Annotated in this window: 10 protein-coding genes and 1 tRNA gene; 4 read left to right on the forward strand and 7 right to left on the reverse strand. The window is 64.4% G+C overall.

Annotated features, from left to right (window positions below):
- Positions 1-80: 80 nt before the first annotated feature.
- The 7 genes from L21_RS03835 to L21_RS03865 all read right to left on the reverse strand — a co-directional run bounded on the left by L21_RS03835 (position 81) and on the right by L21_RS03865 (position 8494).
- The gene (locus tag L21_RS03835) at positions 81-644 is read right to left on the reverse strand and encodes a Holliday junction resolvase-like protein (RefSeq protein ID WP_074369177.1); all 564 of its coding nucleotides are present in this window, start codon (positions 642-644) and stop codon (positions 81-83) included.
- 319 nt (positions 645-963) lie between these two features.
- The gene (locus L21_RS03840) at positions 964-2190 is read right to left on the reverse strand and encodes a M23 family metallopeptidase (RefSeq protein WP_074369178.1); all 1227 of its coding nucleotides are present in this window, start codon (positions 2188-2190) and stop codon (positions 964-966) included.
- Between the two features lie 353 nt (positions 2191-2543).
- A tRNA-Ile gene (locus L21_RS03845) sits at positions 2544-2618 on the reverse strand.
- A gap of 238 nt (positions 2619-2856) precedes the next feature.
- Complete coding sequence (locus L21_RS14065) at positions 2857-3144, reverse strand: ATP cone domain-containing protein (protein WP_178377679.1); 288 nt, start codon at positions 3142-3144, stop codon at positions 2857-2859.
- Between the two features lie 443 nt (positions 3145-3587).
- Positions 3588-4922, reverse strand: coding sequence for a phosphomannomutase/phosphoglucomutase (locus L21_RS03855; protein WP_074369180.1), 1335 nt, complete (start codon positions 4920-4922; stop codon positions 3588-3590).
- Positions 4923-6089, reverse strand: a complete 1167-nt coding sequence (gene nifS, locus L21_RS03860) for a cysteine desulfurase NifS (protein ID WP_074369181.1) — start codon at positions 6087-6089, stop codon at positions 4923-4925.
- Positions 6090-6094: 5 nt separating this feature from the next.
- Positions 6095-8494, reverse strand: a complete 2400-nt coding sequence (locus L21_RS03865) for a Lon protease family protein (RefSeq protein WP_074369182.1) — start codon at positions 8492-8494, stop codon at positions 6095-6097.
- Positions 8495-8668: 174 nt separating this feature from the next.
- On the opposite strand from L21_RS03865, the gene L21_RS03870 reads away from it, so the two are divergent.
- The 4 genes from L21_RS03870 to L21_RS03885 form a co-directional block, all read left to right on the forward strand.
- The gene (locus L21_RS03870; RefSeq protein ID WP_074369194.1) at positions 8669-9028 is read left to right on the forward strand and encodes a NifB/NifX family molybdenum-iron cluster-binding protein; all 360 of its coding nucleotides are present in this window, start codon (positions 8669-8671) and stop codon (positions 9026-9028) included.
- A 64-nt stretch (positions 9029-9092) separates the two neighbouring features.
- Positions 9093-9434, forward strand: a complete 342-nt coding sequence (locus tag L21_RS03875; RefSeq protein ID WP_074369183.1) for a NifB/NifX family molybdenum-iron cluster-binding protein — start codon at positions 9093-9095, stop codon at positions 9432-9434.
- 13 nt (positions 9435-9447) lie between these two features.
- Entirely contained in the window at positions 9448-10299 is an 852-nt protein-coding gene (locus L21_RS03880; protein ID WP_074369184.1) for an ATP-binding protein, read from the forward strand.
- Positions 10296-10630, forward strand: a 335-nt coding sequence (locus L21_RS03885) for a 4Fe-4S dicluster domain-containing protein (protein WP_178377680.1), incomplete at its 3' end; no start/stop codon positions are given. The genes L21_RS03880 and L21_RS03885, both read left to right, overlap by 4 nt.

Below are 10630 nucleotides of genomic sequence, written 5' to 3' on the forward strand. Positions count from 1 at the left end.
TCTGAGGGTATCCGTTCCGAACTTTTTTTTGCGAAGGGCGTTGACCCGAAGACGGTTCAAAACCCGATACGGCCGTACGGCTAGTTCATCCCCATATCGCGCAACCGGTTGGTCTCTTCGTCAAACGACTGGTGGATGGTGGAGTACTGCACCCGCCCGGCTTTGATGCACTCCCTGACGGCACGCTCCCGTTTGCTCAGGTTGGCGGCTTTACCCGTCTTTATCTCGACGAACACCACCTTCTGCACCTCGTCGGCGTCGGACAACCCGTCGAAGACGATGAGATCGACCGGGGTCCCTAAAAATCGTGCATCCTTCGGATTGTAGGGGAAGTCCGGGAAGTACGGGATGAGGCACTCCGTGACCTTCCCCCGAGTCACCGACTGGCTGCGCCTGACCGCATCGGTGCGGATATTCCCTTCTTCGTCAAGTCTCCACTTCTCAAAGAGGATCTTTGCCTTCTCATCCGAGAGGCGCCTGAGTTCCCGCTCTTTCCAGGCCTCAATATCCTCCTGCTCTCCCCGGCGCCAGGATTCAAATAGCTCACGTGCTTTCTGCTCGACCCGACCCTGAATCCTGGAGTATTTGTAAAAGAGTGCTAAGAGCGCAAGAAACAGTAAAAGGATGACGGCCCATTCGATCATAGTCTCCCAGAATTCTCTCACGCCCCGGTAGATAGGCCTTTCTAACGGGTTTTCCTGCAATGTATTGGATAGATGCTCATTTCTGGAACCCCATAGTGCTCGGACTCCGTTCCATAGGAAGGTCGTTCCTGACGGTGCTCATGCTCCGGCCGCTTGCGTCCTTCGGGGCACGCACCGCCTATCGCCACGCGGAAAACGACTGCCGCAACGCGCGACGGTCCGCTGGAGCCGGAGCATGAGAGGTTCACCCGGCCTGCGGGCGACTGTTGTTCGTTCGGCACGAAGTCGTCGTCCCGGGTGCAGCGAAGATAGAATATGGTCAGGGGAACCGGACAACAGCCCAGTTCTCCGTGAGGTTGTTCTGCTGAGGCACCGGTTGCGCTGAGAACGTGACGTAATCCCCGAACTCCGAATATATCCGGGTTATCGGGTAATCGGACCCGGATGATCTCTCTTCCACAAGGGTCTGATTGACCCCGCCGATCACGTCGAACGACCGGTACACGTGGGGATAGCCCTCGGCCCCGAGGAAGGAGGGGGTATCCGTCACGACCTGGAAGTGGAGATGCGGAAGATCGGAGTTCCCGCTGTTGCCCATCAGGCCGAGAACCTGCCCCTCGGTGACGCTGTCGCCGATCCCGACCCGGAGCGAGCCGGGGATCATATGGGCGTAGCAGGCGAACTTCTGGTTCCCGATATCGACGATGACGTAGTTGCCGGCTGCGGTTGCAACAGTCGCCGGTGGGGCGGAATAGATGCACTCATGGTCCGGAAGGCCGTCCATGGCGTCCACCACCGTCCCGTTGGCGACCGAGTAGATCTCCCTGCCGTATCCGAAGAAGTTCTTCGCCAGGGTCACGTTCCCGGCGGCCGCCTGCCCGGTGGCCGGGTCCAGGTATATCCAGTCCTGTGCGTAGCGCTGGGGAACGCGGGTCACCCCGTTCATCGTGATCTGGCCGAGGAAGTGATGGGTCATGGGATCCGTGGTCTCCGCCGCCGTCCAGCCCGGGCCGCGCACCGGCGAACCGATGACCACCGGCGCAAGATCCTTACGCACCGTGACGTTGCCGCCGGTGAGCGTAACCGGCGGGAGCCCGCTTCCGGCCGGGTTCAGGGTGAGCCGGTGGACGAGCCGGTCCGGTACGGCGTCGGGAGCGACCTTGAACCAGAGGGAGATTCGCGGCAGGGGCAGCTTGCCGGTGCCGTCCTCGAGTTCCTCTGCGGTCGGCGGCGGGCTTGTGGCCGGGTGGTAGAGCACGGCCAGCAACTCCCCGTCAACCGACCAGAGTACGTCTCCCGTGGCCGGATCGATGACTTCGACATTTTCCGGTACGAACGTCTCGTCTCCTGTCGGTGAGAGTTCAAGTTCGTAGGCGAGGTTGACGCCGTTCTGGCTGGAGACCGGGATGGGCGCAAACGGAACGGTCACGTTCACCGGCGGAGCCGCGGGCGCCGGTTGCGGTTCCGTTGTGGATTGCATACACCCGGCGGTGAGGATCGCTGCCGTTACGACGGCGAGGATGAGGATCTGGCGAATGGGCGACATGGTAATGACGTTTGAGCGGTTGGCGTGCCGGGTAATAAACCAGATAGATCTCGATCCGGTATTCCGGCTGATCTATGGGCGCGCAGGGATTCGAGTCCCCCGGTGGATGGCGGTTACTGCGAAAGAACGTCCCGTTGGTACCCCCTGCGATCTTACGTCCGGGTTCGACGGTCGCCTTCACCGGTTTCCTCTTCTCGGGGTAGCGCCGAATAGTTGTTCCCGGAAAGATCTTTCGCTGCTCCCCCGATGACCTCGATGCTCCGGATAAGCGATCGTTGCATCATATCGTCCCCGAGAGAACAACGGCACGCAGTCAAAACGCAACGCTACAGGCGACGGTATCCTGGAAAACATGGGCCCGGAGGGATTCGAACCCACGACCGCCCGGTTATGAGCCGGGCGCTCTGACCGGACTAAGCTACGGGCCCGAGAATTGGTATGCAGCCGGCCTGAATTCGGAGATGATGCACATATCTCAGACGTCCGGGAGATCCCGGAATACTACTGCATATAAATATTGTTCTTTAATCATAAAAACATTGTGCGCGCTCTTGCGGGCGCACGCATCCCGGCAGGCGCAGCGCCCGGAAATCCGCCGTGCAGACCTGCCGGCGGACGTCCGGCGCCTGGTGTGAAAGACCGCCTGCGGGAAGCTCTGAGACGTTCTTACTGCGAACTCTGGTGCTGCTCCTTCCACTGCATCCAGTTGTTGTAGGCGTTCATATCCTTCTGCCTGAGGGTCTCCTGGATGTTGCTGTCGATCTCGGAGGTTGTCATCCCGCTGTGCGTGCTCCCCTGGATCTGCTGGGTGATCTCGTCCGCCAGTTGCTGGCTTGCTCCGGCGTTCTGCACCGACCTCCTGATCTTGTCGGGGTTGAACTGCTCCTCCTGGTTGTTCGACTTCCGGACCATCGTCTCCTGCCAGGACAGGGACTCCATCTGCTGTGCCGCCATTCTCATCACCACATCAATTATCAGTTCTCTCTTCCCGGCTCGAGGCTCGGGTGCCCGTTGCATCCCGGCTTCTTTCCGGGAGCTCAACCCGGCCCCGTTTCGGTTGCAAGCTGCAGCCTGCCGGCCAACAGTGGGGTATCGGATACTTATAAGTTGCGGCTGCCGGCCATCGTCTTCTTCCCGCGGAAGCAATGGATTAACGGCGCCTTCTCGGGCGGCGAAGAATTGAATGGCTCTTCCGCGTGGGGCATGCTGCATGGCGGCGAAGGTGCGAGCCGCGAAGAACGCGAAGCACGAAGGCCCGGGCTCAAGAAATCCGGGGATTTCGGGCAGGATCTCGAACACCGGAGGTGCGAAAGAGACTGTTGATATCCATTCAGATTTCGCGCCTTCGCGTGAGCAGGCAGTTCGCACCGCCCCCCGAATCCGTGCAGATCCGGCCCTTACGCACCCTCGGCCTCCCGGATGGCCGCGAGCACCTCCCGCTCCTTCTCATCAAGGAGGCTCCTCGTATCTGCCTCGATGTTCAGCCGCACCACCGGCTCGGTGTGGGAGCGGCGGATGTTGAACCACCAGTCGGGATAGGTCGCCGTCAGCCCGTCGAGCCTGTCAAGCTCCGCGTCGCGGTAGCGTGCCGCAAGCACCGCGAACACCGCCGCGGGGTCGCGCACCACGAGGTTGATCTCCCCCGTCGAGGGGTAACGGTCAAGGGGTTTGACGAGGTCGGAGAGCATCCGGCCGCTCGCGGCGAGGATGTTTGCAACCATGACCAGCGTGAGAAGGCCGTTGTCGGTGAACCCCATATCCCGGTAGTAGTAGTGCCCGGAGAGTTCCCCGGCAAAGAGGGCGTCCTCCTCGCGCATTGCAGCCTTGATGAAGGCGTGGCCGACCCTTGAGCGCACGCCCCGGCCCCCGGCCCGCTCGATCGCCTCGCGGACCGCCCGGCTCGACCGCAGGTCGTAGAGGATCGTCGCCCCCGGGTTCTCTTCGAGCAGGTACTCCGCGATAAGCCCGGTCACCAGATCTTCCCGGACGCGCTCGCCCCGTTCGTCGATGAGCCCGCACCGGTCGCCGTCGCCGTCGAACGCCACCCCCATATCCGCGCCCTCGGCCACCACCCGCTCCTGCAGTTCCCGGGTGGTTGCGGGGTCGAGCGGGTTTGCGTGGTGGTGGGGGAACCGGCCGTCGGGCTCGGTATACATCGGGACGAGCCGCCATGCCGGGATCCGCTCGAAGAGCCGGGGGACTTCCGGCCCGACCATCCCGTTCCCGGCGTCCACGACGATCGTGAGGCGTTTCGGCGCCCGGACGAACCCGGCCACCGCTCCGATGTAGGCGTCCAGCATCCCGGTCTCGCGGGCCGACCCTCCCGCACGGGCGACCCGCTCCTCCCCGGTCCGGGTCTCGAGGAGCGGCAGGTCGCGGTCGCCGGAGAGGGGGACGGCGTTCTCGCGGGCAAGTTTGAACCCGTTCATCTCCCCCGGGAGGTGGGAGGCGGTCACCATCGCCCCGCCGTCGAATCCCCCGGCGGTTATCGCGTAGTTGAGGAGGGGCGTGCTCGCCATACCGATATCGGCGACCTCCGCCCCGGCCTCGACCGCCCCGCGAGTGAACGCCCGGGAGAGCGATGCCGACGAAAGACGCATGTCCCGCCCGACGACGATCCGTTCCGCCGCAAGAAGCGCGACGAAGGCGTTTCCGATCCGCTCTGCCGTCGCCTCATTGAGTTCGTCCGGGTAACGTCCCCGGATGTCGTTGGCCCGGAAGATCCCGGCCATTCACGCCTCCCCCCGGAGCGGCGAGATCTCCCGCAGCCGCTCGATGATCCCCGGGAGCACTTCAAGGACGTAGTCGATGTCTTCCCCGGTGTTCGCGTACCCGAGGGTGAGCCGGAGCGAGCCGTGGGCGTGCTCCGGCGGGAGGCCGCACGAGGTCAGGACGTGCGAGGGCTCGAGCGACGCGGAGGTGCAGGCGCTCCCCGTCGAGGCGGCTATCCCGAGAGCGTCGAGCATGAGGAGAATCGACTCTCCCTCGACGTAGCGGAACGCGACGTTCACGTTGTTTGCCAGCCGCTCGGTCGGGTGGCCGTTCAAGCGGGTGTCCGGGATCGCGTCCAGGATCCCCCGGATCAGCCGATCGCGCATCGCGGCAAGCCGGGGAGCGTTCTGGGGCATCCCGGCGATCGCGAGTTCGATCGCCCGCCCGAGCCCCACGATCCCGGGAACGTTCTCGGTTCCGGCCCGCTTGCCCCGTTCCTGCGCCCCGCCGTCCATGAACGTCCCGATACGGGTTCCTCTCCTGACGTAGAGCGCTCCCGTCCCCTTCGGGCCGCCGAACTTGTGGGCTGAGAGGGCGAGGAGGTCGGCACCCATCTCGTCCACGTCGACCGGGAATGCCCCGATCGCCTGGACGGCGTCGGTGTGGAACGGGATCGTGTGGTCGTGCGCGATCTCTGCTATCGCCCGTACCGGCTGGATCGTCCCGATCTCGTTGTTCGCGGCCATCACCGAGACAAGGATCGTCCGATCGGTGATCGCCTCCTCGACGGCTCCCGGCTCCACCCGCCCGAACTCGTCGACCGGGAGGTAGGTGACGCGGTAGCCCTGCTTCTCCAGGCTCCGGCAGGTATGGAGGACGGCGTGGTGCTCGATCGCGGAGGTGATGATATGGTCGCCCTTTCCCCGGAGGGCCGTCCCCTTGATCGCCCAGTTGTCGGCCTCCGTCCCGCCTGAGGTGAAGTAGACCTCCGCAGGTGTAGCGCCGATCGCCGCCGCCACGCGTCCCCGCGCCTCCTCAAGCGCCTCCTGCGCCTCGCGGGCGAGGGAATAGAGCGAGGAGGGGTTCCCGAACCGCTCCGAGAAGTAGGGGAGCATCGCCCGGGCGACCTCCGGCCGCACCGGCGTCGTCGCCGCATGGTCCATGTAGACCGACCGTTTCCGCTCCATCCCGGTCACTTCGCCGTCATAGGCTGGAACCCGCGCATCGTCTCCGCCATCTCCCGGAGGCGCCGATCCACCAGGTAGTTCACGGTTCCCTCCTCGTAGGTCCCGTCTTCCCGCCGCATGCCCGCCGGGACACCCGTGAGGATCTCGATCCCCTCGTCGATCGTCCGCACCGGGTAGATCCGGAACTTCCCCGCCTTCGCGGCCTCGACGATCTCCTCTTTCAGCATCAGGTTCTGGACGTTGCTCGCCGGTATCAGCGCGCCCTGGTTCCCGTTGAGCCCTTTGGCCTTGCAGACCTCGAAGAACCCCTCCAGTTTCTCGTTCACGCCCCCGATCGCCTGGACCTCGCCCCGCTGGTTCACCGAGCCCGTGACGGCGAGGTACTGCTTCAGCGGAAGCCCCGAGAGCGCCGAGAGAAGGGCGTAGAGCTCGGTGCTCGACGCGGAGTCGCCCTCGATCCCCTCGTAACTCTGCTCGAAGACCAGCCGGGCGGAGAGGGAGAGCGGCTTATCCCGCGCGTAGTTGTTGTTGAGGTAGCCGCTGATGATCAGGACGCCTTTCGTGTGGATCGGCCCGCCGAGCGCAGCCTCCCGCTCGATGTCCACGATCCCCTCGCGGCCGACCCCGATGCTCGCGGTCACCTTCGACGGCCGGCCGAAGGCGAAGTCCCCGAGCCCGATGACCGAGAGGCCGTTCACCTGGCCGACCTTCTCGCCCTCGGTATCGATGAGGAAGATCCCTCGCCGGATGTACTCCTCGATCTTCTGCTGGATCAGGTTCGAGCGGTAGATCTTCTCCTCGATCGCCTTCGTGACGTGTCTCCTCTCGATCTGCTCGGCCCCGTCCGCTGCGGCGTAGAAGTTCGCCTCCCTGATGAGGTCGGCGACCGCAGAGAACTGGGTCGAGAGTTTCTCCTTGTCCGCAGCGAGTCTCGACCCGTACTCGATCACCCGGGCGATCGCCTCCCGCTCGAGGTGCCGGAGGTTCTCCTCCCGGACGAGGTTGCAGATGAAGTCGGCGTATTTATTGGCGTTCTCGTCGTTTCGCTCCATCACGATGTCGAAGTCGGCCTTGACCTTGAAGAGTTCCTTGAAGTCGGGGTCCATCCGGTAGAGGAGCTGGTAGATCATCGGCGTCCCGATGAGGGCCACCTTGATGTCGAGAGGGATGGCCTCGGGCTTGATCGTCTTTGCCGTGATGAATCCCATTCGCTCCCCCGGTTCCTCGATGACGGCTTCCCCGGTCTTCAATGCCGTCTTCAGCCCGTCCCAGGAGAGGGGTGCCCTCAGCAGGTCTTCGACGTCGAGGACCAGGTAGCCGCCGTTGGCCTTATGCAGCGAGCCCGGCCGGATCATCGTGAAGTCGGTCGTGAAGATGCCGAACTGCACCTCTTTCTCGATCTTTCCAAGGAGGTTCTGGAAGGTGGGGTTCTGCTCGAAGACAACCGGCGCGCCTTTCGTCGCGGCGTTGTCGACGACGACGTTCACCTCGTACTTCCGGAAGGGAATCTCGCGCATGAAGGCCTGGAACTGGGGCGGGACGCCCTGCTGCTGCTCGGGGAGGCCGAGGAAGACCTGGATGTTCTCAAGGATGTCGTTCTGGACGGCGTCGATATACTCGGGAACCTCCGCGACACCGGCATACTTCTCCTTGAGTTCGGCGACGAGGTTGCCGATCGCGTAGAGGGCGATCTCGCGGTTTAAGTTCGTGACCGCTTCGGCTCCCTGCCGCTCGATATCCTGCACCTGCCGGAGCATGCTCCGGAGTTCGGTGCCGAGAGCCTCGCGCCGCCGCTGAACCTCCGCCCGGACCTCGTCGGGGAGGTTGATGAACTCCTCCTCGGGGATCGGCCTCCCGTCGATGACCGGTATGGTCAGGAGACCGATGGGGCTCATCTGGATGACGAACCCCGCTTCCTGGGCGCGCTGGTTGATCCGGGCGATGAGATCCGTCCTGTTCCCCTGGAGCGACTGGAGCGTCTCGTCCCGGCGTTTGGCATACTCTTCGCTCTGGAACGCCCGGGGAAGCGCCTGCCGCGCCTCCTCGATGAACCGTTTCACGTCCTCCCGAAATGCCGTTCCTCTCCCGGCGGGGAGGGCGACGGCGTTGGGCTCATACTGGTTCTCGAAGTTGTGGACGTAGACCCAGTCGCTCGCCCGGGGCTTGGCCTTCGCGAGTTCGTCGAGGAAACTCCGGACGGCTCTCACCCGCCCGGTCCCCTGGGCGCCCGCGGCGTAGACGTTGAACCCGGCCTCCCGGATCTCAAGGCCGAACCGCAGCGCCCGGAGCGCCCGTTCCTGGCCGATGATCTCCTCGAGCGGCCGCATCTCCTCGGTGCTGGCGCACTCCACCTTTCCCGGTTCGTAGACGTTCCGGTACTCTTTGATATCCAAGGGCTGAATCATCAGTCTCACCAGGTTTCTGCAACTTACACCGCAGGGAGGTCGCTCGCCTTAAAAAGGTTCCCCGGCCCGGGACCGGATGGTACGATGGGTGGTTTTACTTTCTTTCGCGCATATGTGTAGTACGGTTGTATGCGGCCGATACCGGATACGGGGCCGCGTAAATTCGGTGATATCATGAGGATAGCAATCGCACAGGACGGAAACAGGGTATCCGAACACTTCGGGCACTGCGAGGGTTACGCAATATTCGACGTCGAAGACTCGATCATCTACAGGAGAGACGATCTCCCGAACCCCGGCCACGAACCCGGCCGTCTCCCGGTCTTTCTCGCGGAGCACGGGGTCAACCTGATCATCGCGGGTGGCATGGGGCCGCGGGCCGTCGAACTCTTCCACGGGAACGGTATCCAGGTTCTCCTCGGCGTCGGCGGAAACACTGATTACGTGGCACAGGATTATATTGCCGGCCGTCTCTCTCCGGGGAAGAGCTCCTGCAACCACGAGGAAGGCGGCGAGTGCGACGGGCACCACTGAGGCGGGTGCACCATCCATAGTATTATGCTCATATGAGTAAAAATCACCAGAGAGGTGTATCAGGATGATAGTCGGTATCACGGCACGTGCAGCAGGCACGGACGCCCCGGTCGAGCAGCGGTTCGGCCGGGCACCTTATTTCGTCTTCGTCGACACGGAGACGGGGAAAGCGGAATCGGTTGAGAATCCCCTCGTCGACGCTGCGGGGGGGGTCGGGCCCCGGACGGTCCAGATCTTCTCGGAGCACGGCGCGACGGCGGTCATCACCGGCCAGGTCGGCGGGAACGCCGCGAAAGCCCTCGAAGCGGGCGGGATCAAGGCTTACGCCTACCGCGGAAGCGGCAGCGTGGCCGATGCCCTCGCGGAGTATACTGCCGGGAACCTGCAGCCGCTCCCCCTTGCGTGAAGCGGGATTCAGCATGAAGATCGCGATTGCAAGCGGGAAAGGCGGCACCGGGAAGAGCACGGTGGCGGCGAATCTCGCCTGCACGCTCTCCCGCACCCGCGAGGTGGCGCTCGTCGACTGCGACGTCGAGGAGCCGAACCTCCACCTCTTCTTCCCGGGCTCTGCCGTGGACGTGCCGGTGACGACCCCGGTTCCGGAGATCGACCCGGCCCGCTGCACCCTCTGCGGCGAGTGTGGGAAGTTCTGCCGGTTCGGAGCGCTCTCGGTCTTGAAAGACCGCGTCCTTGTCTTCCCGCACCTCTGCCACTCGTGCGGGGGTTGCTCTCTCGTCTGCCCGCAGGGAGCCGTCCGTGAGGTCCCGCGCACCATCGGCCGGGTCGCGTGCTCCTGCCCGGTCCCCCGTCTCACGCTGGTGAGCGGGATCCTGAACGAGGGGGAGGTGCAGGCACCGGCGGTCATCCGGGCGGCAAAGATGCTCGCACAAGGGCACCCGCTCATCCTCTACGACGCCTCCCCGGGGATCGCCTGCCCGGTGATCGAGACGCTTGAGGGGAGCGACGCCTGTATCCTGGTGACGGAATCGACTCCGTTCGGGCTGCACGATCTCCGCCTCGCGGCCGAGGTGGTGGAGCGGATCGGTATTCCCGCCGGGGTCGTGATCAACCGTAGCGACGGCAAGGACGAGGAGACCATCGAGTTCTGCCGGGAGCGCGGGCTCCCCGTCATCATGACCATCCCGTTCTCGCGGGAGATAGCCGCCGTCCAGAACCGGGGCGGGCTCATCGCTGCGCTCCTTCCCGGGTGGGAGGAGTGGTTCGCCGGCCTCTTTGAAGCGACCGTGAAGATTGCGGGGGTGAGCCCGTGATCCGGCTTGCGGTCGTGAGCGGCAAGGGCGGCACCGGGAAGACGATGGTGGCGGCGGCGCTTGCGGATATCAGCGGAGTGCCGCAGGTTCTCGCCGACTGCGACGTGGACGCCGCGAACCTGGAGCTCCTCTTCCACCCCCGGCGGCTCACGACGGAGGAGTTCCGGGGGCTCGCGGCGGCCCGGATCGACCCGGAGCGGTGCCGCGACTGCGGTATCTGCGCCGACCACTGCCGGTTCGGGGCAATCGTGCGCCGCAACGACGCCTGGGAGGTGGACGCGCTGCACTGCGAAGGCTGCGCTGTCTGCACGTATGTCTGCCCCATGGGCGC

It is taken from the genome of Methanoculleus chikugoensis (assembly GCF_900095385.1).
Lineage (GTDB): Archaea > Halobacteriota > Methanomicrobia > Methanomicrobiales > Methanoculleaceae > Methanoculleus > Methanoculleus chikugoensis_A.